The sequence below is a fragment of the Streptomyces sp. HD genome (genome assembly GCF_028369295.1).
Lineage (GTDB): Bacteria > Actinomycetota > Actinomycetes > Streptomycetales > Streptomycetaceae > Streptomyces.
The window spans coordinates 29,268-51,888 of the sequence record NZ_JAQMYP010000033.1; the positions used below are offsets into that span (position 1 = coordinate 29,268).

At 69.9% G+C, this 22,621-nt stretch carries 22 protein-coding genes; 7 read left to right on the plus strand and 15 right to left on the minus strand.

What is annotated here, in order from left to right; all coding sequences use genetic code 11:
• Positions 1 to 5: 5 nt before the first annotated feature.
• The 4 genes from POF73_RS28820 to POF73_RS28835 are packed head-to-tail and all read right to left on the minus strand — an operon-like array spanning position 6 to position 3,608.
• Positions 6 to 1,163, minus strand: a complete 1,158-nt coding sequence (locus tag POF73_RS28820) for a branched-chain amino acid ABC transporter permease (RefSeq protein WP_272121250.1) — start codon at positions 1,161 to 1,163, stop codon at positions 6 to 8.
• Positions 1,160 to 2,041 (minus strand): branched-chain amino acid ABC transporter permease, encoded by an 882-nt coding sequence (locus POF73_RS28825; protein ID WP_272121253.1) that lies wholly within the window; start codon positions 2,039 to 2,041, stop codon positions 1,160 to 1,162. Before POF73_RS28825 ends, POF73_RS28820 begins: the two co-directional genes overlap by 4 nt.
• Before the next feature lie 5 nt (positions 2,042 to 2,046).
• The gene (locus POF73_RS28830) at positions 2,047 to 2,853 is read right to left on the minus strand and encodes an ABC transporter ATP-binding protein (protein ID WP_272121255.1); all 807 of its coding nucleotides are present in this window, start codon (positions 2,851 to 2,853) and stop codon (positions 2,047 to 2,049) included.
• Positions 2,850 to 3,608, minus strand: a complete 759-nt coding sequence (locus POF73_RS28835; RefSeq protein WP_272121257.1) for an ABC transporter ATP-binding protein — start codon at positions 3,606 to 3,608, stop codon at positions 2,850 to 2,852. The genes POF73_RS28830 and POF73_RS28835 overlap by 4 nt, the downstream gene beginning before the upstream one ends.
• A 188-nt stretch (positions 3,609 to 3,796) precedes the next feature.
• On the opposite strand from POF73_RS28835, the gene POF73_RS28840 reads away from it, so the two are divergent.
• Together POF73_RS28840 and POF73_RS28845 are read left to right on the plus strand one after the other, a co-directional pair.
• Complete coding sequence (locus POF73_RS28840; RefSeq protein ID WP_272121259.1) at positions 3,797 to 5,092, plus strand: PucR family transcriptional regulator; 1,296 nt, start codon at positions 3,797 to 3,799, stop codon at positions 5,090 to 5,092.
• A 5-nt stretch (positions 5,093 to 5,097) separates the two neighbouring features.
• Positions 5,098 to 5,754 (plus strand): TetR/AcrR family transcriptional regulator, encoded by a 657-nt coding sequence (locus POF73_RS28845; protein WP_272121376.1) that lies wholly within the window; start codon positions 5,098 to 5,100, stop codon positions 5,752 to 5,754.
• 69 nt (positions 5,755 to 5,823) lie between these two features.
• Here POF73_RS28845 and POF73_RS28850 read toward each other — a convergent pair whose 3' ends face one another.
• The 7 genes from POF73_RS28850 to POF73_RS28880 form a co-directional block, all read right to left on the minus strand.
• A complete protein-coding gene (locus POF73_RS28850) occupies positions 5,824 to 6,606 on the minus strand; it encodes an SDR family oxidoreductase (protein ID WP_272121261.1) in 783 nt (260 codons plus the stop codon).
• A gap of 1 nt (position 6,607) precedes the next feature.
• On the minus strand, positions 6,608 to 7,837 hold the full coding sequence (locus POF73_RS28855) for an acyl-CoA dehydrogenase family protein (RefSeq protein WP_272121263.1): 1,230 nt from the start codon (positions 7,835 to 7,837) through the stop codon (positions 6,608 to 6,610).
• The gene (locus POF73_RS28860) at positions 7,824 to 8,648 is read right to left on the minus strand and encodes an enoyl-CoA hydratase-related protein (RefSeq protein WP_272121266.1); all 825 of its coding nucleotides are present in this window, start codon (positions 8,646 to 8,648) and stop codon (positions 7,824 to 7,826) included. The genes POF73_RS28855 and POF73_RS28860 overlap by 14 nt, the downstream gene beginning before the upstream one ends.
• Positions 8,645 to 9,463, minus strand: coding sequence for an SDR family oxidoreductase (locus POF73_RS28865; RefSeq protein WP_272121269.1), 819 nt, complete (start codon positions 9,461 to 9,463; stop codon positions 8,645 to 8,647). Before POF73_RS28865 ends, POF73_RS28860 begins: the two co-directional genes overlap by 4 nt.
• A gap of 143 nt (positions 9,464 to 9,606) precedes the next feature.
• Positions 9,607 to 10,308 (minus strand): TetR/AcrR family transcriptional regulator, encoded by a 702-nt coding sequence (locus POF73_RS28870; RefSeq protein WP_272121272.1) that lies wholly within the window; start codon positions 10,306 to 10,308, stop codon positions 9,607 to 9,609.
• Between the two features lie 130 nt (positions 10,309 to 10,438).
• Positions 10,439 to 11,065 carry an HAD family hydrolase gene (locus tag POF73_RS28875; protein ID WP_272121275.1) on the minus strand — a complete coding sequence of 209 codons (627 nt, stop codon included), beginning with the start codon at positions 11,063 to 11,065 and terminating at the stop codon, positions 10,439 to 10,441.
• The gene (locus tag POF73_RS28880) at positions 11,065 to 12,264 is read right to left on the minus strand and encodes an acetyl-CoA C-acyltransferase (protein WP_272121278.1); all 1,200 of its coding nucleotides are present in this window, start codon (positions 12,262 to 12,264) and stop codon (positions 11,065 to 11,067) included. Before POF73_RS28880 ends, POF73_RS28875 begins: the two co-directional genes overlap by 1 nt.
• Before the next feature lie 278 nt (positions 12,265 to 12,542).
• On the opposite strand from POF73_RS28880, the gene POF73_RS28885 reads away from it, so the two are divergent.
• The 4 genes from POF73_RS28885 to POF73_RS28900 all read left to right on the plus strand — a co-directional run bounded on the left by POF73_RS28885 (position 12,543) and on the right by POF73_RS28900 (position 17,628).
• On the plus strand, positions 12,543 to 13,424 hold the full coding sequence (locus tag POF73_RS28885; protein ID WP_272121281.1) for an alpha/beta fold hydrolase: 882 nt from the start codon (positions 12,543 to 12,545) through the stop codon (positions 13,422 to 13,424).
• A 2-nt stretch (positions 13,425 to 13,426) separates the two neighbouring features.
• The gene (locus POF73_RS28890) at positions 13,427 to 14,248 is read left to right on the plus strand and encodes an SCO6745 family protein (protein ID WP_272121282.1); all 822 of its coding nucleotides are present in this window, start codon (positions 13,427 to 13,429) and stop codon (positions 14,246 to 14,248) included.
• A gap of 408 nt (positions 14,249 to 14,656) precedes the next feature.
• Complete coding sequence (locus tag POF73_RS28895; protein ID WP_272121284.1) at positions 14,657 to 15,910, plus strand: choice-of-anchor Q domain-containing protein; 1,254 nt, start codon at positions 14,657 to 14,659, stop codon at positions 15,908 to 15,910.
• A 56-nt stretch (positions 15,911 to 15,966) separates the two neighbouring features.
• Positions 15,967 to 17,628: a carboxylesterase/lipase family protein gene (locus POF73_RS28900; RefSeq protein WP_272121287.1), complete on the plus strand. Its 1,662-nt coding sequence runs from the start codon at positions 15,967 to 15,969 to the stop codon at positions 17,626 to 17,628.
• A 44-nt stretch (positions 17,629 to 17,672) separates the two neighbouring features.
• Here the strand turns inward: POF73_RS28900 and POF73_RS28905 are convergent, their stop codons facing one another.
• The 3 genes from POF73_RS28905 to POF73_RS28915 form a co-directional block, all read right to left on the minus strand.
• Positions 17,673 to 18,332 (minus strand): TetR/AcrR family transcriptional regulator, encoded by a 660-nt coding sequence (locus tag POF73_RS28905; protein WP_272121290.1) that lies wholly within the window; start codon positions 18,330 to 18,332, stop codon positions 17,673 to 17,675.
• 127 nt (positions 18,333 to 18,459) lie between these two features.
• Positions 18,460 to 18,999 carry a hypothetical protein gene (locus tag POF73_RS28910; protein ID WP_272121293.1) on the minus strand — a complete coding sequence of 180 codons (540 nt, stop codon included), beginning with the start codon at positions 18,997 to 18,999 and terminating at the stop codon, positions 18,460 to 18,462.
• A 68-nt stretch (positions 19,000 to 19,067) separates the two neighbouring features.
• The gene (locus POF73_RS28915) at positions 19,068 to 19,949 is read right to left on the minus strand and encodes a hypothetical protein (protein WP_272121295.1); all 882 of its coding nucleotides are present in this window, start codon (positions 19,947 to 19,949) and stop codon (positions 19,068 to 19,070) included.
• Positions 19,950 to 20,546: 597 nt separating this feature from the next.
• Between POF73_RS28915 and POF73_RS28920 the strand changes: the two genes are divergently transcribed.
• The gene (locus tag POF73_RS28920) at positions 20,547 to 21,206 is read left to right on the plus strand and encodes a helix-turn-helix transcriptional regulator (RefSeq protein WP_272121297.1); all 660 of its coding nucleotides are present in this window, start codon (positions 20,547 to 20,549) and stop codon (positions 21,204 to 21,206) included.
• A gap of 87 nt (positions 21,207 to 21,293) precedes the next feature.
• On the opposite strand, the gene POF73_RS28925 is transcribed toward POF73_RS28920, so the two are convergent.
• A complete protein-coding gene (locus tag POF73_RS28925) occupies positions 21,294 to 22,496 on the minus strand; it encodes a glycoside hydrolase family 64 protein (protein ID WP_272121299.1) in 1,203 nt (400 codons plus the stop codon).
• Between the last annotated feature and the right edge of the window lie 125 nt (positions 22,497 to 22,621).

Genomic DNA, 22,621 nt, shown 5'->3' on the forward strand with positions numbered 1-22,621 from the left:
CTGATTCATTCCTTTTCCGTGCGGGGCGGTGCGCCCACGGGTTCGGCATCGGCAACTGCGGGGTCCGCGGGGGTGACCGTCGCGGAGGGTTCGGATTCGGCCTGGGGCTCCGGCTCCCCGTCCGGCGCGGATGCGGCCTCGGGGGGCCCGGCGAGGGTGGTTGGAGTGGCTGCGGGGCGGGGCAGGCGCCGGGCGACAGCCGCCCGGACGCGGCCCGGCAGACCGGCCAGGCCCGTCGGGGCCACGAACATCACGGCGATGATCAGCAGGCCGAACACCACTCCCGGTGCCGCCTCGCTGAGGTCCTGGGAGACGCTCGGCACGTACATCACGAACGCCGCCCCCAGCAGGGGTCCGTACAGCGAGCCGAGCCCACCGACCACCAGGCCGGCCAGCAGGGTGATGGACAGCACGAAGCTGAAGGAGTCGGGCGAGACGAAGCCGATCACCCAGGTGTACAGACATCCGGCGACACCCGCGAACATCGCGCTCCACGCGAAGGCGAGCGTCTTGTGCAAAGACAGCCGTACGCCCATGACCTCGGCGGCGCTCTCGTTGTCCCGCACCGCGAGCAGTGCCCGGCCGACCCTGGATCGCAGCAGGTTGCGGGCGAGCAGCAGGGCCGCCGCGGTGACGGCGAGGACGACGAAGTACATCCACTGGTCCTCGGCGAGCCCGCTCCAGGCGGGTGGCTGCAGTTTGTCCACGGTCAGGCCCATGGATCCGCCCGTGACCGGTTCGAGCCGCTTGAGCAGGGGCGGCAGGAACACCGCGAACGAGAGGGTCACCAGGGCCAGGTACAGTCCGCGCAGCCGCAGGGCGGGCACTCCGAACCCGAGGCCCAGCACGAAGCATCCGGCGGCCGCGACCGGCAGGGTGGCCAGGTGTGCGGTGTCGTACCGGTCGAGCATGACCGCCGCCGTGTAGGCCCCCGCCGCGAAGAACGCACCGTGCCCGAGCGAGATCTGCCCGCCGAAGCCGACCAGCAGGTTGAGTCCCGCCAGCGCCACGGCGTACAGGAGCACCATGGTCAGCTGGAAGACCTGGAAGGGGGCGAAGTAGAACGGTGCGCCGACGGCGGCGGCCGCCGCGAGCAGGACGGTGAGCGCGGCCCGCAGACGCCGCGCGCGGTCCGTGCCGAGTGTGACGACGATCGTGCTCATGCGCGCTCCACCGCCGCCCGTCCGAACAGGCCCTGGGGCCGTACCAGCAGCACCGCCAGAATGATCGCCAGGGGGACGCCCACCTTCAGATCGGCGCCGATCACGTCCACGTACGCCCCCGTCAGGGTCTCGGCGACGCCCACGAACAGGCCGCCGACCACCGCACCGACCGGGCTGTCGAAGCCCCCGAGGGTGGCCGCGGCGAACGCGTAGATCAGCACTCCGCCCATCATGTTGGGCTCCAGGAACAGCAGCGGGGCGACGAGTACGCCCGACACCGCGCCGACCGTGGCGGCCAGACCCCAGCCCAGCATCCGCACCCGGCCCACGCGGATGCCGGACAGCCGGGCGGAGGAGGGGTTGCAGGCGGCCGCCCGCATCACCAGGCCGATGGAGGTGTGCTGGAACAGCAGGTACAGCAGGCCCATCACGACGGCCACCACGCCGATGATCCCGAGCGTCGACCAGTCCACGCGCACCCCGGCCAGGTCGAGCCCGCCGTCGGGGAACGGCTGGGGGAAGTCCTTCACGGTGAACGACCAGATCAGCCCGGCCATCGCGTTGACGAGGACGAACAGGCCGACCGTGACGATGACCACGGTCAGCTCGGGCGCGCCCTGCACGGGGCGGATGACGATCCGCTCGACCAGCATGCCGCCGGCGAAGGACACCGCGAGGGTGATCGGCAGCGCCAGCCAGAACGGCATCCCGGACGCCATCAGCTGCCAGGCGACGTACGTCGAGAGCATGGCCAGCTCGCCCTGCGCGAAGTTGACGATCCCCGTGAACCGGTGGATCAGCACCAGGGCCAGCGCCAGGCCGGCGTACACCGCGCCGGAGCCCAACCCTTCCACCACTTGCTGGAGAAGCTCTGTCACGGCACTCACCCGGCCTTCAGGGAGTCGACGGAGACACCGAGGTACACCTCGGCGACCTGCCCGTCCTCCCGGATCTGCTGGGCCGGCCCGGACAGCACCAGCCGGCCGGCCTCCAGTACGTGCGCCCGATGCGCGATGTCCAGCGCGAGCTGGGCGTTCTGCTCGACGACGATCACGGTGGTGCGTTCCTCCTCGTTCACGGCCCGGACGATCTCGAACAGTTCGCGGGTGACCAGGGGGGCGAGCCCGAGCGACGGCTCGTCCAGGAGCAGCAGCGAGGGCCGCAGCATCAGGGCCCTGCCGATGGCGAGCATCTGCTGTTCCCCGCCGCTGAGGCTGCCGGCGGCCTGACGCGACCGCTGGCGCAGTTTGGGGAAGTGGCCGTAGATCCGTTCCAGGTCGGCCGCCACGGCCGCACGCTCGGTGCGACTGCGCCAGCGGGCGCCGCGCAGGTGGGCACCGATGCGCAGGTTCTCCTCGACGCTCAGGTCGTTGAAGGTGCCCCGGCCCTCGGGCACATGCGCCACGCCGAGCCGGGCGGCCTGTTCGGGCGAGCGGCCCAGCAGTTCGGTGCCGTTCAGGGTGATCGAGCCGTGGCCGCGGACCATGCCGCACAGTGCCCGCAGCGTCGTGGTCTTGCCCGCGCCGTTGGGTCCGAGGATGGCGCACACCTCGCCGCGTGCGACGGAGAAGTCGAGGCCTTGAAGCACGCGGGCCTGCCCATATCCGGCGTGCAGTCCGGCAACCTTCAGGAAGGCCTCCGGCTCCGCACTCTCCCGGGCCTCGGTGCGGTCGGACGTGGGCTCGCTCATGCGGCCACCCCCAGGTACGCCTCGACAACCGCCGGGTCGCGCTGGATCTGCTCCGGCGAGCCCTCGGCGATCTTGCGGCCGAAGTCGAGGCAGATCACCTTGTCGCACAGGCCCATCACGAATCCCATGTGGTGTTCGACCACCACGAGGGTGAGGTCGAAGTCCTGGTGCACCGAACGGACGAGATCCGCGAATTGGCCGACCTCGCCGTGGCTGAGCCCGTTGACGGGTTCGTCGAGCAACAGCAGCCGGGGCCGTACGGCGAGCGCCCGGGCGAGTTCGACGCGTTTGAGCGTGCCGAACGGCAGCCCGGAGGCGGGGTGGTCGGCGACGTCCGCCAGACCGAGCCGCCGTAGCAAGTCGTCCGCCTGATCACGTAGTTCCCTCTCCTCCCGCCGGACGCGGGGCAGCCGGAGCGCCGCGGCGAGGTGTCCGGTGCGCCCCCGGCTGTGGGCGCCGACCATGACGTTCTCCAGGACCGTGAGCTGCGGGAACAGGCCCAGGTTCTGGAAGGAGCGGGCGATGCCGCGCGCCGCCACGGCGTGCGGCGGGAGGGCCAGTAGGTCCTCGTCCTGGAACCGCACCTCTCCCCCGTCGGGAGTGCAGCGCCTGGTGAGGCAGTTGAACAAGGTGGTCTTGCCGGCTCCGTTCGGCCCGATGAGCCCTACGGCGGTGCCCGGCTCGACGGTGAACGCGACACCGTCCAAGGCCGTGATCCCGCCGAAGCGCACGCTGATACCGTCGACCACGAGCATGGGTGACGCCCCTTCCGACGTGCTGGGGGGTGGGAGAGCGTCACAGTAGGTGGGGGCCTTCCGGGCGCACATTGGGTGTGAGCACCCAACTTCCCGGTCGCCGGACTGTGCGCCGCGCACAGGTGCCGGGAGATGTCTCACGCCGAGACTGTTGACGGAGCACGAAGCGGACGGCGACGATCGGCTCCATGCCTCGCGGTCCTGTCCTGGGCACTCCCCGACTCTCCGAACCGCTCCGCCGGGAGCGGGGGCGGATCCTGCACGCCGTCCACGACCGGGTCGAGGAGGTGGCGGAGACCGCCGTCGAGGTGATGCGCGCGGAGATCCCGTCGTACGCGCTGCAGGACGAGCGGTTCTTCGAGGACGTACGTGGGCAGGTGCTTGAGCACTACCGGATGCAGTTGGCGGCGCTGGCCGGCGACCGGGACATCGCTCCCGAGGACCTGGTGTTCAGCCGCGGGGCGGCGATGCGCCGGGCACGCGCGGGGTTCGCCCTGGAGGACTGGATCAGTGCCTTCCGGGTCGGGCGGCAAGTGCTGTGGGACGCGCTGCTGCACTGTGCGGGCACGTCCGCCGAGGCTCAGCAGGCCGCGCTGTCCCTGGTCACACCTCTGATGCGATACGTCGACTACGCCAGCACCCACGCCGCGCAGGCCTACGTCGAGTACCAGCAGCACGTGGTGGCGGACGCGGACCGGGAGCGCCGGGACCTCCTGGACCAGCTCCTGGCAGGCATGGCACCGGCGCGGGGGCCGCTGTTCGCCGCGGCACAGGCGTACGGCATCGGACCGCGCTCGCCGATGATGGCGGTCGTGGCGGTGTGCGTGGACGACACCCAGACCGGGGATCTCATCTCGGCCGAGAACGGGTACGCCACCAGCGCGTCGATCACCCTCGCCGGGCCCTGGGCCGGCCGGACCCTGGTCGTCGTGCGCCACGGCGAGGTGGTGGCCGTCCCCGTGGTCCGCGCCGGCATGAACGCGGACGACGTCTGCGCCCACTTCGAGGCCGTGCAGCGGCGGCTCGCGCGGGAGGGAACCCTGCTCTCCATGGGCATCAGCACCGTCGCACAGGGCGCGTCCGAACTGCCGCGCGCCTACGAGGAGGCGCGGGCCGCCCTCGACCTGGTGCCGAGCGGGGGCGGGGTGGCGGCGCTGCCGCGGCTGTCCCCCTTCGACTACCTGGCGCTGCGTGCCGACGACCTCGCACGCCAACTGGTCGATCCCCGTGTGCGTGCTCTCCTGGAGGAGGACCGCAGACGCGGTGACACGCTCGCCGCCACCGTACGGGCCTTCGCGGAGGCGGATCTCAATCTGCGGCTGGCCGCCGACCGGCTGCGGATCCATCACAACACGGCGCACTACCGGTTGCGCCGGATCGAGGAACGCACCGGCCGCAATCCGCGCCGGATCGCCGACCTTCTGGAACTGCTGGTCGCCCTCGCCATCCGCGACGGGGACGCGGAGAGTGAGGATTGCTCGTGAGCGGGATGGTGGAATCCGCCGGGACCGGGGCGGCACGTCAACTCCCGGATGGGCAGCGGGACATGGGCCTGCCGGTGAAGCACGCCGGGCAGGACCGGACGGTCCGGCGCGTACTGCTGGACGCCGCGTTGGAGGTGTTCGCCGAGCGGGGTTACACCGACACCGGCCTCACCGAGATCGCGGCACGCTCAGGCGTCCCGGCAGGCACCCTCTTCCAGCACTACGGCGGAAAGCGAGGGCTCTACCTCGCCCTGTGGGAGGAGTTCCGGGAGGAACAGGAGCACCGGACCGCGGCCACACTGGCCGCGCAGCGCGGCCACGGCGTGGACGACCCCATCGCCCTCTTCGTGGCGGGAGCCAGGGCGTATCTGGAGGGCGCCTGGGCCAGCCGACGGCTCGCCAGGCTCCTCGCGGGGGACGACGGCCCGGCGGGCTTCGAGGCGCTGCGCCGCCAGTGGGACCGCGCATGGGTACGGCGCAACGCCCGGCTACTGGAGGTGGACGAGCGCCGCCGCGCCGGCCGGGTCCGGGTGAGCGTGCTGACGACCGTCATCGGCGGGGCGGCACGCGAGCTGGGCGACTGCGAGGACGAGACGGAGGCCGGTGAGATCGTGGCCGAAGTGTGCGGCATCCTGATCTATCTGTCGGCGCCGCCCGGCTGAAATGCCCGACACAGGCCCGGGGGCACCGTGCCGGGCACTGCCCGGCGCCGAATCCGACGATGTCCGGCTCTAGAAACCGATTCCGACACCTTGCCTGAACGGGAGGGCGTCGCCGAGCAACTGCCCGCCGTCGATCACCATCGTCTCGCCGGTGATCCAGCTCGCGGCGTCGGAGACGAGGAAGGCGACCGCCGAGGCGATGTCAGTGGGCTCCCCTATGCGCCCGAGTGCCGTCGAGGCGGACACCGTCTGCTCGTGTTCCTTCCACAGAGCCTCGGCCAGTTTCGTGCGCACCACACCCGGCGCCACCGCGTTGACGCGGACTTTCGGCGAGAGTTCCAGGGCCAGTTGCTTCGTCAGGTGGATCAGTGCGGCCTTGGACGCGTTGTACAACCCGATGTTCGCCTCGAAGGCCATGCCGCCGACCGACGCCGTGTTGACGACCGCGCCGCCGTGCTCGCCCATCCAGGCCCGGGTGGCCAGCCCCGTCCACAGGACAGGAGCCCACAGATTGACGTCGAAGGTCTTGGCGAACCGGCCGTGGTCCTGGTCGATGACCGGGCCGAAGGCCGGGTTGGTCCCCGCGTTGTTGACGAGGATGTCCAGGCTTCCGAAGCGCTCCAGCGTCAGATCCACACAGCGCTGTGCCGCCTCTTCGTCGACCGCGTGCGCACCGACGCCGACCGCGGCGCCGCCGACCTGGGCCGCGGCGGCATCCGCCGCCTCCTGGGAGCGGGAGGTGAGGACGACGTTCGCGCCGGCGGCGACGAGGGCTTGAGCGATCGCCAGCCCGATACCGCGCGAGGCACCGGTGACGACGGCGGTGCGGCCGGTGAGATCGAGTCCTGCCATCTCAGTTCACCGCCGTCGTGGCCGTGTCGCGGTACTGCCGCAGTTCCTGCCGGGCGATGGCGCGCTTGTGGACCTCGTCGGGACCGTCCGCCAGCCGCAGCGTCCGCAGCCCCGCGTACATCATCGCCAGCGGGTAGTCCTCGGTCACTCCCGCTGCCCCGTACACCTGGATCGCACGGTCGACGATCTTCAGGGCGATGTTCGGGGCGGCCACCTTGATGGCCGCGATCTCGGTGCGCGCTTCCTTGTTCCCGACCGTGTCCATCAGGTGGGCGGCCTTGAGCGTGAGCAGGCGGATCATCTCGATGTCGATGCGCGCTTCCGCGATCCAGTCCTGGATGTTGGAGCGTTCGGCCACCGGACTGCCGAAGGTCACCCGGGACTGCGCGCGCCGGCACATCAGCTCCAGCGCCCGCTCGGCCGCCCCGATGGCCCGCATGCAGTGGTGGATACGACCGGGCCCGAGCCGGGCCTGGCTGATCGCGAAGCCCTCGCCCTCGCCCTTGAGGAGGTCCTTGGCCGGCACCCGTACGTCGGCGAAGTCGATCTCGGCGTGTCCTTCGCGGTCCTGGTAGCCGAACACCGGCAGGCCGCGCATCACCGTGACCCCGGGGGCGTCGATCGGGACGACCATCATCGACTGCTGCCGGTGCACAGCCGTAGTGGGGTCCGTCTTCCCCATGACGATGAGGACCTTGCAGTTGCGGTGCAGGGCATTGGACGCGAACCACTTGCGGCCGTTGAGCACGTACTCGTCGCCGTCGCGCTCCATCCGCAACTCGATGTTGGTGGCGTCGGAACTGGCGACCCGCGGCTCGGTCATCGCGAAGGCCGAGGCCATCGTCCCGTCGAGCAGAGGCTTGAGGTACTTCTCCTTGTGCTCGTCGCTGCCGAACAGCGTGAGCACCTCCATATTGCCGGTGTCGGGAGCGTTGCAGTTGCATGCTTCGGAGGCGATGTGACTGCGCCCCATGATCTCCGCCAGCGGCGCGTACTCAAGGTTGGTCAGCCCCGGCCCCCACTCCGGATGCGGGTGGAAGAGGTTCCACAGTCCGCGGCTTCGCGCCTCCGTCTTGAGTTCCTCGATGATCGGCGGCTGGAAGTGCGGGTCACCGGAGGCGGCCATCTGCTCGTGGTACACCGACTCGGCGGGGTAGATGTGCGAGTCCATGAACTCCAGCAGATCCGCCTGGTACTTCTTGGCACGGTCCGATGTCTCAAACAGGGACATTTGTACTCCTGACAGGAGGTAGGGAAGGAAAATTGGGCGGGCGCTTTTCGAGGTGGCTGGCCACGCCTTCGACGACGTCAGCGCCTCGGAAGGCCTGGAGCATGAGGCTCTCCGCCCGGGTCACGGAGTCGGCGTAGGTGCCGTCCGCGTCGGTGCGCAGTTGGCTCTTGATGGTGGCCATGGACCCCGGGGAGCAGCGCGTCGCCAGATCGGCGGCGTACGCGACAGCGGCGTCGACCACGCTGCCGGTGGGGACCAGGTGGTCGAGGAGTCCGATCCGCAGTGCCTCCTCGGCGTCCACCATGCGACTCGACAGCAGCAGGTCCGCGGCCCGGCTCCGCCCCACCAGTCGGGGCAACAGCCAGGACATCCCGTACTCGGCGATGAGCCCGCGTTGCGCGAAGGCCGTGATGAACCGGGCCGAGGGCGAGCCGAAGCGGATGTCGCAGTAGAGCGCCTCCACCATGCCCAGGCCCGCGGCCACCCCGTTGACCGCGCCGATCAGCGGTTTGCGCAGGGTCAGCGGCACGTCGCGCGGACGACGCCGGGCCCGGTCCGCCGCGGAGGCCTCGTCGATCTCACCGACCGCCTGCAGCTGTTGCAGGTCGGCGCCGGCGCAGAAGCCACGCCCCGCACCGGTGACCACGACGGCGCGTACGTCCGGGTCGTCCTCGGCGGAGTCGAGGAGCGCGAAGTAGCGGTCTTCGAGCTCATCGGTCCAGGCGTTCAGCTTGGCGGGCCGGTTGAACGTGAGCACCAGTACAGCCCCGCGGTGTTCGGCGAGGACGAGTTCGCCCGGCTCGACGGTCATTGCTGCTCCAGCAGGGAGCCCTGGTAGCGGCGCATCCCGCGCAGCCACCGGTCGTAGTCCGCGCCCTTGTGCCGGTACATGTCCAGCACCTCTTCGTGCGGCAGGATCAGGAAGCGCTCGTCCGCGATCGCGGCGATGACGGCGTCGGCGACCTCGGCCGGCTCCAGGACGTCGCCCGCGCCTGTGACAGCCTGCGTGGCCGCTCGCCCCATCGCGTCCCCGGAGTCCTTCCCGGCGGACAGCATCGGGGTGTTCACCCCCATCGGGCACAGACAGCTGACGCGGACCCCGCGATCGCCGTACGTGACACTCAGCCATTCGGCGAAGCCGACGGCGGCGTGCTTGGTGACGGCGTACGTGGCGGAGCCGATCTGCGTGAGCAGCCCGGCGGCGGAGGCGGTGCTGACGAAGTAGCCCTCGCCGCGTTTGAGCCACCGCGGCAGCAGCAGTCTTGCCGCACGGATGTGGGCGCGCAGGTTGACGTCGATCGAGAGGTCCCAGTCCCGCTCACTCGCGTCGAGGCCGGGCGCGCCCGCGATGCCCGCGTTGGCGAAGTAGAGGTCGACCGGACCGAAGGTGCTCTCCGCCAGGGCGATCAGCTGCTGGATCTGGGCGGTCTCCGACACGTCCAGGCCGGCGCTGACGGTGCTTCCCGGATGGTCGGAGTTGACCCTCTCCGACACTGCCCGCGTGCTGTCCGCGTCGAGGTCCGCGACGACGACCCGGGCGCCCTCGCGAGCGAGCCGCGCGACCAGCGCACTGCCGATACCGCCGCCGCCACCGGTGACGATGGCGACTCTCTGTGCAACGTTCATGGCGGACCCTCTCCGTCGAAGGCGTGCAATGCCTGGCATCTGTATAGTTGAATCCGACGTCATGTTCAAGAGTTGCCCGCACGGCCCCACACGCAGAAAGCCGCCCAACCCCCAGGGGAGTGAGCGGCTATGAGGCAGGCGGATCAGCGGTGGCCGGGAAACCGCAGGGCGTTCGCCCAGAGCCGGGTGACCGTGGACACGAGCTCCTCGAAGTCCGCCGCCGCGGCTTCGTCCTGCCCTTCTTGCCCTTCAGTGAGCACGAAGGCGTTGTGGGCCATGACGCTGACCATCCCCGACAGCGCACGGGACGCCAACATCGGATCGACCTCTCGGTCCGCGACGTCCCGCGCCTGCAGTTCGGCGATGCCGCGGGCATTCCGGCGGATGAACGCGTCCCCGCGCCGCCTTCGGAACTCGCGGAACTCCGGCTCCACTTGCGCGACCTGCTCAAGCAGTGCCATCAGTTTCGCGTTCCGCCGGTACGCCGCGAGATAGGCGCGATTGCTCGCCTCCAGTACCGCATAGGGATCGTCGGTACCCTGCACCCGCCCCATGCCGGGGTGCATCATGTCCTCCTGCGCCTCCAGGAGGACGGCGGCAAGCACCTCTTCCTTGTTGGCGAAGTATGTGTAGAAGGATCCCGCCGCGCATCGAGCCTCTTTGGTGATGTCGGTCAGGCGGGTGTCGAGGTAGCCGTCCCGCTCGAACACCTTCCGCGCAGCCTTCACCAAGGCGGCCCGTGTCCGCGCCCCGCGCTGCGTCGTCGGCGGCTCGCGAAGTTGCGAGAAGGGCGCCACGGGCGGCGCACTCTCGCTGTCGATCTCCTCGGGCGCAGTTGTGTCCATCCTCGGGACTTTACTTGAATCCGACGCCATAGTCATAAGCCTCAAGGGGCGGGCGGGATCGATCGGTGTTCTGCGAAGACGCTGATCACGGGCGGCGCCTTCCGGGTGCCGCCCGTGATCGACCTGTCGGTCAAGTAGTGATACGGAAGCCTTCCGCGAGTTGGCGACGGGTGTCGGCGGCGCTGGTGTGCAGTACGCCGCCGATTCCGAGCCGTGCCGCTCCGTCGAGGTTCTGCTGCAGATCGTCGATCATGACCGCCTCCTCGGGGGCGATGCCGAGGCGTTCACATGCGATCGCGTAGATCCGTCGGGAGGGCTTGCGGATCCCGACCTCGGAGGAGATGACGACGACATCGGCGACAGCGGCGAGATCGATGCCGTCGTAGGTCCCGGTGCCGAACGAATTGGACACCAGCGCGACGGGACGACCGGCGGCTCGAAGATCACCGAGCAGCGTGAGCATGTCCTGGTCGATCGACATGCCCGCCTGCATCCGGGCCGTGAGCCCCTCGGCCGACACGTCGGCACCGTGGACGCGGAGACGTTCGGCGAACCCTCGCTCGAAGCTTTCCGCGTCGATGCGGCCGCACTCGTGGTCGACCAGGAGGGTGCGTGACGGCTGGTCCCGGCTGAGAAGGTCCAACGGCAGGCGCGGGTCGCCGCCGAGGGAGGCACCGAAGTCGGTGAAAGCCCGCAGCACACTGGAGGTGATGACCCCTCCGAAGTCCACCAGGACCGCGGTTCGGCCCCTTGCCATCAGGCGACCTCGAACAGGCCGGCTGCGCCCATGCCGCCGCCGACGCACATAGAGATCACCACATACCGGACCCCGCGGCGCTTGCCCTCGATGAGGGCATGCCCCACCAGCCGGGCACCGGTCATTCCGTACGGATGACCGACCGAGATCGCGCCGCCGTTGACGTTGAACCGCTCCGGGTCGATGTGCAGTTCGTCGCGGCAGTACAACGCCTGGGAGGCGAACGCCTCGTTGAGCTCCCACAGGCCGATGTCGTCGATGGTGAGGCTGTGCTGCTTCAGCAGTTTCGGAATGGCGAACACCGGGCCGATGCCCATCTCGTCCGGGCCACACCCGGCAACGGCCATGCCCCGGTAGACGCCCAGCGGTTCCAGCCCGCGGCGCTCGGCCTCCCCCGACTCCATCAGCACCGACGCCGACGCCCCGTCCGACAACTGGGAGGAGTTGCCCGCCGTCACGCTGGAATGCGCACTCACCTGACCATCGGGCAGTACCGGCGCCAACCCGGCCAGCCCTTCGAGCGTCGTGGACGCGCGGTTGCCCTCGTCCCGGGTGAGGGTGACTTCCTCGTCCCGCACCTCCCCCGACTGCTTGTCGAGGGTCTTCTTGACGCTGCCCAGCGCGACGATCTCCTGGTCGAACCGGCCGGCCTCCTGCGCCGCCGCGGTGCGCTGCTGTGACACCAGCGCGAACTCGTCCTGGCGTTCCCGGCTCACGCCGTAGCGTTCGGCGACGATCTCCGCCGTCTGCAACATCGGCAGGTAGATGCCGGGCTTGTGCTCGACCAGCCAGGGATCTGTCATGCGGTGGGTGTTCATGTGGTCGTTCTGCACCAGGGAGATCGACTCGACGCCGCCGCCGACGGCGACCTGCATGCCGTCCGCGACGATCTGCTTGGCGGCCGTCGCAATGGCCATCAGGCCCGACGAGCACTGCCGGTCGATCGTCATCCCCGACACGGTGTCCGGAAGCCCGGCACGGAGAGCGGCCTGACGCGCGACGTTGAAACCGGATGCCCCCTGCTGCACGGCGCAGCCGAAGATCACATCCTCGACCTCGCCGCCCTCAAGCCCGGCGCGCTGAACGGCGTGGGAAAGGGCATGGGCGGCAAGTTCCTGCGACTGGGTGTCGTTAAACGCGCCGCGGTAAGCCTTTCCGATCGGCGTCCGCGCCGTCGAAACTATGACTGCTTCCCTCATGTCGCCTCACTGCTTCTTGTTGGTCCAGGGGGTACCGAGCGCCAACTGCGGCGCGGTGAGGGCTCATTGACCGCCTCCCCGGTGACCGACGACATGAGCCATGGCCGCAGGGGGCACGTACGTCGGCCTCCGGATCCGGTTATAGTTGAATCCGGCGTCATGTTCAACCAGACCCTCTCCTCTCCCCTCCGGACGAGATTCGGACCCACATGCACGCGACCTTGACAGCGCGTGCCTCTACCTGGAGGCTACCGACCAGTCGGTATGAAGGGTGGATCGTGACCGAGCTGAGCATCTCCACCGGTGCGGGTGCGTTCGACGCGATCGCGGCGGGTCCGCCCGAGGGCCGCCCGGTGCTGCTGCTGCATGGCTTCCCGCAGACGGGGCTGGCCTGGCAGCGGCAGATCGCGGAGTTGGCCGCGCACGGCTACCGGGGGGTGGCGCCCGACCAGCGCGGCTACTCCCCCGGTGCGCGCCCTGAGCGGCCCGAGGACTATCGCATGAGTCTCCTCGTCGACGACGTGGTCGCGATCACGGAGGAACTGGGCTGGGAGGCGTTCGACCTGGTCGGCCATGACTGGGGAGGCGCGGTGGCCTGGTGGACCGCTGCCGCCCACCCCGGCCGCGTACGCACCCTGACAGTCGTGTCGACACCGCATCCCGGCGCTCTGGCCACCGCCCTGCGCACCGACGAGGACCAGCGCAGCCGCTCGCACTACATGATCGACTGGCGCGAGACGCCCGCGACCGAGGAGCGCATGCTGGCCCACGACGCTCAGCTGCTCCGCGCCCTCTACGCCGGAAAGGTCCCGCAGGACAGTGCCGAGGCCTATGTACGGCACCTGCGTCGGCCCGGCGCCCTCACCGCAGCGCTGAACTGGTACCGGGCAGGCCGCCCCGACGGCAGGATCGGCGTCATCGACGTGCCCACGCTGTACGTCTGGAGCACGGACGACAGCGCGTTCGGCCCGGCACCGGCGCAGGAGACCGAACGCTGGGTCAACGGGCCGTACCGATTCGAGACCCTGCAGGGCGTCAGCCACTGGGTCCCCGAGGAGGCGCCCGAAACCCTGAACCGCCTGCTCCTCGAACACCTGCGAGCGCACGGCGAGTACCGAACCGCAGCACATGCCCCCTCCCCCGACTCTCCGAAGAGGTAACCGTGAAGACAGCGCGCGCGGCCTGGCGCGGACTCGAACCCGTACACGGCATGATCTACTTCGTCCCCGAGGCGAGGCGACGGTACGCGGACCTCGGACTGAGCGGACGCGCCGGCTACTTCTGCTCCCGCAGCGCCGCGTTCGGCCGAGCATCCGCCGAGCTGATCATCGCGACCTTCTACAACTTCAACCCCGATCTCGTACGGCAGGCGCTCGACGGGGCCTGGGACGCAACGTCGCCGCAACAGGTGCTGGACGCCCGCTACGCCGCTGCGGACGAAGCCCTGCGACGGGCGGGAATCCACGAACTGCCCTACCTGGACGAGGTCGTGGCACTGACCCGCCGGGCCGCCGAGACGGCCTGTGAACATGCGCAGGGCCGCCCGCTCTTCGCCGCGCACGCCGCACTGCCTTGGCCGCAGGAGCCGGTGCTGCAACTGTGGCACGCCCAGACCCTGCTCCGTGAGTTCCGTGGAGACGGCCATGTCGCGTGCCTGTTGAGCGAGGGCGTCGGGAGCCTGGAGGCCCTGGTTCTGCACGCCGCCACCGGTGAGGTTCCCGTCGACTTCCTCAAGTTGAGCCGCGCATGGCCCGAGGAGGAGTGGGCCGACACCCAGGAAGGCCTGCGCAAGCGAGGTCTCCTCGACGGCGACTCCCTCAGTTCGGAGGGCGTCGCCCTGCGTCGACGCATCGAGGACCGCACCGACCACCTGGCGCTCCCCGCCTACGCCGCACTCGGTGACGCCGGCTGCGAGCGTCTCGCCGAACTCGCCACCCCCTTCGGCCGCGCCGTCGTCGAAGCCGGCCTTCTCAAGCTCGGCTGAGGCCGGGAGCCGCGTCGGGCAGCTCCCGCGTCACGGGAGCTCTGCCCGCCCACACCGGCCGTTGCTCACCGGCGGCCAAGAGCTGATCGAGCGACAACCTCCTTGGCGCTCAAGCGCCTTCCGCCCGAAAGAGGCTGCCGTCTCTATCCGGTCATTCCCCTACCGGCCGGTAGACACGGCAGCTCCTGAATGGAACGCTCCCTACAGAGCACAGGCGGTTCACGCGCCGTTCGCATGGCGCCGTCCCTCTGCTCCGGCCCGCCGCTCCAGCGTCACACCGCAAGGCGCCCTGCCGCGTTGCTGGCACGAGCCGCATATCGCACCAGCAGGAAGTCCGCGGAACAGCCGTGTCCTCCCTGTTCCTGCATCAGCCGAGCCTCCCTTTCCTCGCCGAGAGGAGTTCACCTGATGAACCTCCGAGCCCTCAGAACCAGCCCGGCGGCACTGACCATCGTCCTCGCCACGGCAGCAGCACTCGCCACCCCCGCAGCCAGGGCCGACGCGTCCGTGGCCACCGAGCCGACCGGGTTCACCGTGGGCACCACGTCCGACGCGGTCGATGCCGACCCGTCGGACGGCCTGTGCCGCACCGTGTCGGGCACTTGCAGCCTGCGCGCCGCGGTGATGGCCGCCAACTCCCGCCCGGGCAGCACCATCACACTGCCGCCGGGGCGCTATCGGCTGGCCGTCCCACCCGATCCCCGCCTGATCAACGGAGACCACCCCGACCCGACGACGGGCGACCTCAACGTCGCCGCAGCCACCACGATCCGCGGCTCCGGCGCACGGACCACCCTCATCGACGCCAATCGGCTGGACCGCGCGTTCCGTATGCAGGCGGACACGAGGCTGTCCGATCTGACCATCACCGGGGGCGTGGCCAAGGAACGCGAACTGCCCATCACCGACACCGGCGGCGGCGCCATCGCCAACGGACACCACATGACGCTGCGACGGGTCGCCGTGACCGGGAACTCAGCGGGCTACGGCGGCGGCATCTTCAACGTCCCCGGTTCACACCTCGATCTGATCGACAGCACCGTCAGCGGGAACGTCGCGGGAGAGGCCGGTGGCATCAGGTTCGACGACAGCGGAACCGTGACCAACTCGACGGTCGCCGGCAACCGCGTGACGAACCCGGGCGACCGCCCCGGCAGCCTCGCCGGCTACGGCGGCGGGATCGACGTCCGCGGCCTGGAACCCGTGGAGATCCTCAACTCGACCATTTCCGGGAACAGTTCGAGCGATGGCGGAGGCGGAGTCAACATCGCTCCCGCCTACCTGGACAGTCTGCCCTCCCCGATCCCCGACGTCATAGATCTGCCGCTGGGTCGGCTGACCTTGCGCAACTCCGTCGTCGCCGGCAACACCGTCGACGGCAAGGCCGCCGACTGCAAGAAGGCCTTCGCCACCATCGCGTCGCAGGGCCACAACCTCGACGGTGACGGAAGTTGCCGACTCACCGGAGTGGGCGACCTGCCCAGCCGTGCACCGCTGATCGGCCCACTCGCCGACAACGGCGGTCCCACCGACACCGCCGCGCTGCTGCCGGGCAGCCCCGCCCTGGACGCGGCGGTCGACTGCCCGGCCACGGATCAGCGCGGAGTCGCCCGCCCCCAGGGCGCCGCCTGCGACATCGGCGCCTACGAGCACACGTCATGACCACGCCGCTCGCACCACGTCAGGGGATACGACTCGTACCGGCATCGGGAGATTTGATGAGATCGCCGAGCCTGCGCAACGCCCTTTCCCGCGCCACGACCGTGCTTCTGGCCCTGCTGCTGTCCTTCCTCACCGCTCCCCCGTCGACGGCCCGGGCCGCTGCCGCGCACGACTCCCTGGTCGTGCGCACCGACCGCGGCTGGGTGCGCGGCGCGGCCCACCGTGACGGCGGCCGGGTCTTCCAGGGCATCCCCTTCGCCGCCCCGCCGACGGGGAGGTCGCGCTGGCGTCCGCCACGGCCCGCCGAGCGCTGGTCCGGCGTGCGGGACGCCACCGCACCGGCCCGCCCCTGCCCCCAACTGCCGCTGACCCTGCTCCCCGACGGCGGCCCCGTCCTGCCTGGCGAGTCCAACCGCACCGGCAGCACGACGGAGGACTGCCTGTATCTCAATGTGTGGACGCCGGCCCGCACCATCGGCCGGCCGCTCCCGGTGCTGGTGTGGCTGCACGGCGGCGGCAACGCCTACGGCGCGGGCAGCGACTACGACGGCTCGGCGCTGGCCGCGCGCGGCGTCGTGGTCGTCACCGTCAACTACCGCCTGGGAGCACTGGGGTTCCTCGCCCACCCCGCCCTGTCGTCCGAGAGCAGGGACCATGCCTCCGGCGACTACGGCTTGATGGATCAGCAGGCCGCGCTGCGCTGGGTTCGGCACAACATCGGCGCCTTCGGTGGCGACCGCCACCGAGTGACCCTCGGCGGCCAGTCCGCCGGATCGGCGGACACCTGCGCCCACATCGCCTCCCCGACCGCCAAGGGCCTGTTCCAGCAGGCGATTCAGCAGAGCGGGAGCTGCGCCTCGGACGGCGGTCTGACACCGCTCACGCTCGGCGCGGCCGAGCGGAAGGGAAGCAACTTCGCGGCCTCGCTCGGCTGCGCGGACCCGACGACCGCGGCGCCCTGTCTGCGCGCCCTGCCCACCACCGAGCTCCTGCGCGGCGCCGGGACCGGGGCAGCCTCCTTGTGGGGCCCGAACACGGAGCCACGTGTCCTGCCGCGCCCTCCGCACCAGGCGTGGGCTGAGGGACGAGTGAACGCGGTCCCGACCCTCAACGGCAACACCCACGACGAGTACCGGTACTTCACCGCGCTGTACGTGGATCTGCCAGGCGGCGGCCCCCTCACCACCGCCTCGTACGCCGCCCTGATCGAGCTCCAGCACGGCAGCCGGGCCGCGGCGGTCCTGGCCACCTATCCGGCCTCGGCGTACCCGTCCCCCAACCTGGCCTACTCGGCGGTCAACACCGATCAGCGGTTCGCGTGCCCGGCACGGTCCGACAGCCGCCTTCACGGCGCCCGGGCGCCGGTCTACGCGTACGAGTTCCACGACCCCCAGGCACCACCGTTCATCCCGGCACCGCACACACCACAGGGCGCGTTCCACGCCTCCGAACTGGCCTATCTCTTCCCCATGGACTCCCTGCGCCTGACGCCCGCCCAGCAGCGGCTGTCCGCCACGATGACCGCCTACTGGGCCCGGTTCGCCGCCACCGGCGACCCCAACGCGCCCGGTGCCCCCGCCTGGCCGCGCTACACGGCGGAAGGGGATCGCATCCAGGTGCTGGCCCCGGACCGGGTCGGACCCACCACCGGCTTCGCGACCGACCACCACTGCGCGTTCTGGCTTCCCTCCTCCGCTCCCCGCGGAGCCGTGCGATGACATCGGCCTGTTCTCGCTCGCTCGGACCGTGTCCCCCGTCGTCGTCATTCCCCGTCAGTGACGCCACGCGCCACGGCGCCCTCGGCCGAGGTTCCGCTCATCAGAACGTTGTGGTGGGCCGCGAGCGCCAGTAGGGCGACGCGCAATGGCCCGGTCTCCAGGACGGCGCCCGGTTCGAACCAGCGGGCGACAGCGGTGCCGCTCGCCATTCTGAGCGTGAAGCGCGCCAGTTCGTCCGCGACGTCCGCGCGGTCGTTCAGGCCGAATACGGCGATCAGCGCATCCCGGGCCCAGGCCACCAGCGCGTCGCGGTAGTGATGCACCTCGGCCACTGCCGCCGCGCTGGCGTCCTGCTGCACCATGCCCAGCCCCAGCAGCAGTTTCACTCCGTGTGGGTGGCGCCGGAAGGCGTCGTCGACCTCCACGAGGAAGGCGTCGAGGCGCTGTTCGACGTCGGCACCCGGCACCTCGGTCGGGGGCAGGGCTGCCAGCAGCGCGGTCCTGGCTCGCTCCAGCACCGCGACGTAGATCCCGTCCTTGCTGCCGAAGTGCCAGTAGATCGAGCTGGGCGGCAGACCGCACTCGGCCGAGATCATGGAAATGGACGTGGCCGCGTAGCCGTACCGCGACATCAGTTCGCCGGCGGTGTCGAGAATCGCGTCGCGGGACCGTGCGCCGCGGTTCTGGGCCGGTGCCTGCGTCATGCGGCCGACTGTAGGCGAGATGTCGGTTCTCTATCAGCCTCGCGGAGCTTCTCGGCATCACATCCGGCCGCGGCCCCGCACGACGCCGAACAGCCCGGAGTATCTGTCCGCAGAGCCGGCTTCCCCTTCAGGACCGGCTGTTGAGAAATCCGATCGCCACGGCTCCCCACCAGCCGACCTGCGACACCACGACGGAGACTGCTCCACGCACCAGAAGCCGTGTGTCCACACCTTCTGCCGCCCGCTCGGCGAGGTCTCGGTGCAGAGCGTGTGCGTGCACACCGTTGAGAGCGACCAGGAGGACCAGTCCGAGCTTCACCCGGGTGACTGCCGACGCCGGGTCAGGGCCGAGGGCCGCACCGCTGATCACCATTCCTGCCAGACCGCACCAGACGAGGACCTGCAACGGGCCCGTGAAGTCCAGCACTTGGCGCAGGCTGCGCCGCCCCAGCAGCCAGAGCAGTCCGTAGTAGTCGATGGTCTGCACGGTGCCGAACCCGAGGATCAGCGCTGCCAGGTGCACGAAGAGTGCCACGGTGCGCAGCCCGGGGCCGGCTTCGATGTGCACCGCCGCCCACACTCCGGCCGCCCACACCCCGCAGACCAGTACGTCTGCGGCACCGATCATCCAGCCGCGCACCGCTCCCCGGAACCGGTCCGGGCTCATGGGGTCACCTCTGGGCGGTGTGTTGTCGGCACGGGCCGCGCTGTCCCCACGACCATGGGTGGCACGGATCAGTCCTCGGCCACCCAGCCGGCCATGATCCCCATGACGCCGCCGTGCGCGTGGGCGCTCTCGTACCTGCTGGTGATCTGCAGGACGTCGCCCCGTTCGATGGTGCCGAGCGAATCACCGCTGCATGGAGGCATGTCCGAGATTTCCGTGTGTCCGTGGAGGTCGATGAATTCGGGGCTTCCTCCCTCTTCCGCCACGACGTTGCACAATAGCTTTCCCGTGGTGAGGTTTTCCGTACGCACGAAGCGGCCCGCATGGTGCAGGTGGCCGCGCATATGAACGAGCTTTCCGGAAATGGTGGAGCGCCACTTCCTGACCTTTTCGCTGACGCCGTCCGGTGCGTCGTACGCACTGCCGAGACAGCCTCCGGCATCCATCCAGATCGGTGTCACGGGCTTGAGGCGTGAAGCTGCGGCGGGCTCATGGGTGAACGTGAAGGTGATGTAGACGGTCTTGCTCTGGGGTGCATGGTTCATGAGGTCGTAGAGCATGTTCCAGCGCTCCCCCGGGCGCACCTTGATGCCGTATCCCGAGGGCAGCACGCTCTCCACGCGCTCGTTCCCGGAGGCGAACATCCGCTGGGGGCCGCCGCAGACGACGTCGCTCCTGGCGTGGGTGCCCAGCACCGCGTGGTGCAGCATCGGACCGGTGTTGACGTTGGCGTTCGACCCGTCCGCGTAGACGAGGTTCGGCTTGAAGCTCGTGATGATGCAGTCGTCGCACGGTTTGGCGATGTTGAACGCGAGCCGGTTGCCGGTCTCGGCGTGGTCGTCACCTGACGCGGCGGGGAGGGTGATGGGCCCGTAGCGGACGGTCGTTGTCGTCCTCGCGTCGTCGTTGAGCCGCACCGCCCGCGCAGACGTCGGCTCCGCGGCGGCCACCGGGACGGCAGTGGTGATCATCAGTGCCGCGGTGGTCCCCAATGCGGTCACGAGCACAGGGGCGGTACGGGGCAGACTTCGATGGCACATGTCAATCTCCCGTTCATTCTTGAGGACTTGGTTGCCGGACGAGAAGGCGTGTTGCGGAAATCACCGCGGAACCGAAAGGAGAAGAATCACCCCTGGAATCAGGTGCGGGGTTCACGGTTCGCGTTTACGGCCTTGCTGCGGCTCACCGGTAGAGTGGCGTGCACCATTTGCGATGTCAACGCACGCGGGAGACACGCGAATTACGGAAACACACTCGCACGGGTTCGACCAGAGCCTTTCGTTGAATTCCCGGTCACACCGGCCAGGGCGAGACCGGCGACTTCACCGATTCGTGGTCGTAGCACCACCGATGCGGATTATTCGCCAGGACCCAGCCCTGCGAACAGAGCATGCATCAGCGAGGTCCAGGCACCGTGGTCCGGGTTCTCCGCCTGCACGGCCGCGAGCACGTCCACTCCGAGGGATAGGCACAGCACGAGGCGTGCGCAGGCCGCGGCATCGGGACACTGGGAGGAGGCGGCCGCGAAACTGCGTCGGCTCACCCGGATGAAACCGGGTCACCCCGGTGTCGCGCTCCAGGCGATGCCCGCGTATGTGGAGGCCGCCGTCCGCGCCGGGCTCCGCCTGCCGGCGGAACGGGCCACCGCGGCGTTCGCGCGCTGGGCCGAGGGGGTCGGCCAGGGCTGGCCGACCGCACTGGTGGCGCAGTGCCGTGCGGTCCTGGCCCACGATGACCCCGAAGAGCACTTCCGGCTGGCTCTGCGTCTGCACGGGCCCCATGACCGCGCATTGGAGCAGGCGCGCACCGCCCTCCTCTACGGCGAATACCTCAAACGCGAGCGCCGCCGGGCGGAGTCCCGCGTCCACCTCCGGGAGGCGGCGGAGATCTTCCGCAGGCACCGGGCCCGGCTGTGGCTCGACCGGGCCTCTGCCGAGCTGCGCGCCAGCGGTGACAACGCGACCTCCACGCCCGCGGACGATGCCTTGCCGACCGACTCCGCGGGGCCGAACGGCCTGACCGCGCGTCAGCTCGATATCGTCCGGCTGGTCGCGGCGGGGGCAACCAACAAGGAAGCGGCGGCGCGGCTCTGCCTGAGCCCGCGCACCGTCGACTACCACCTTCGACGAGTCTTCCAGCAGCTTGGCATCACGTCGCGCGCCGAGCTCATCCGGCGGTTCGGCGCCGAGTCCGTCCGAAGCGGGTGACGCCCTGACGGAGCCCGGCCGAAGCCACCGGCACACGATCGGCTCCCGGTGCCGGTGGCTGCCGGCCTCACCGTCTCTGACAGGTGGTCAGTTGAGCGGGTCGAGTGTGAGGTAGGCCTGGAGCGGGTTGCCGTCGTGCACGAGCGACTCGTGATGGCCCACGTCGTCGAAGGCGAACGCGTACGCCTTCCCGTCGGCCATCTGCGCGTGGATCTTACGGGCGTAGTGGTTGGTGACGGCGTCCTTGTAGAAGGCGTCGGCGTTGGAGTCGGGCTGGTTGGGATTGACCAGCAGCGTGGAGCGGTTGAACCCGGCACACAGCGTGCGCGAGATCGGGCCGCGTACCAGGTCGTTCGGTGCGTCGAGCCTCCCGTGGCAGCCGAAGACCGAGGAGGCGTCCGGCTTCTGGAAGCTGGTGACGACGGCGCCTGCACTGTTGGTGAACTGCATGACGCCGCCGGAGACCCGGCCGTAGTACTTGGTGTTGGGCTGGTCGGTGAACGGCGTGACCGTCAGCGTCGAGGTGGCGTACTTCTGCCAGACGCGGTTGATGTAGTCGTCCATGACCGTGGCGGGCAGTGCACCGGTCTCCAGTCCGTACAACGGCGACAGGGCGCGCAGCACGGTGCCGTCGGGGCGGGTCTGGATCAGGTTGGCCCAGCCTCCGGGTTGTCCCCTGAGGGAGTTGAAGAAGCCGTTGTATCCACCGGGCTTGAGCCGGCCGGTGCTTGCGGTGCTGCCGTCCGCTCGCTGTACGCCGACCGAGTAGGGCGCGGAGAACATGTCGACCTGTGTGCTGTTGATCCACAGGCCCGAGTCGTTGAGTGTGTACTCGGACCAGTGGAACAGGATGTCCCGATTGGGGTCGGTCGGGTTCTGCACAGCGGGCTGAACCAGGCCGCCGGTGGTGAGCTTGAACACCAGTTTCCGGCCGTAGGAGAAGTACACGCGGCCGGAGAACTTCGGCATGCGGATGGTTGCCGACTGCCCCGCTGCCGGGCCCGGGATCGAGGCGTCGGGCGCTGGAGCAGGCGGATTGCCGCCCGCGGGCCAGGGGTGGAACGTGCCGCCGGCGTCGGCCCAGCCCTGTCGCCCGGTCGACAGTTCGGTGCCCAGGTTGTAGATGTACACCTGCTCGCCGCGGGCCGAGTTGTTGGTGATCTTCAGAGGGATCGTCGCCGGGACGGCGTGGGCCGACGTCTCCCCTCCGGCCACCAGCAGTGAGCCGGCGAGGACCGCGGCGAAGGCCAACCCGGCCGCCCGGGCCCGGCGTCTGAGTGTCCGTAACATGCTCTGTCTCCGTTCGACGATGGTCGATCCAGGAAGTTCTGAGAGCGCTCTCAGCGTTCCGCCTTGGTACGGACCTGTCAATGAGTACGGAGGAGGCCGGTGCGCTCCGCGGACTCTGCCGCCCC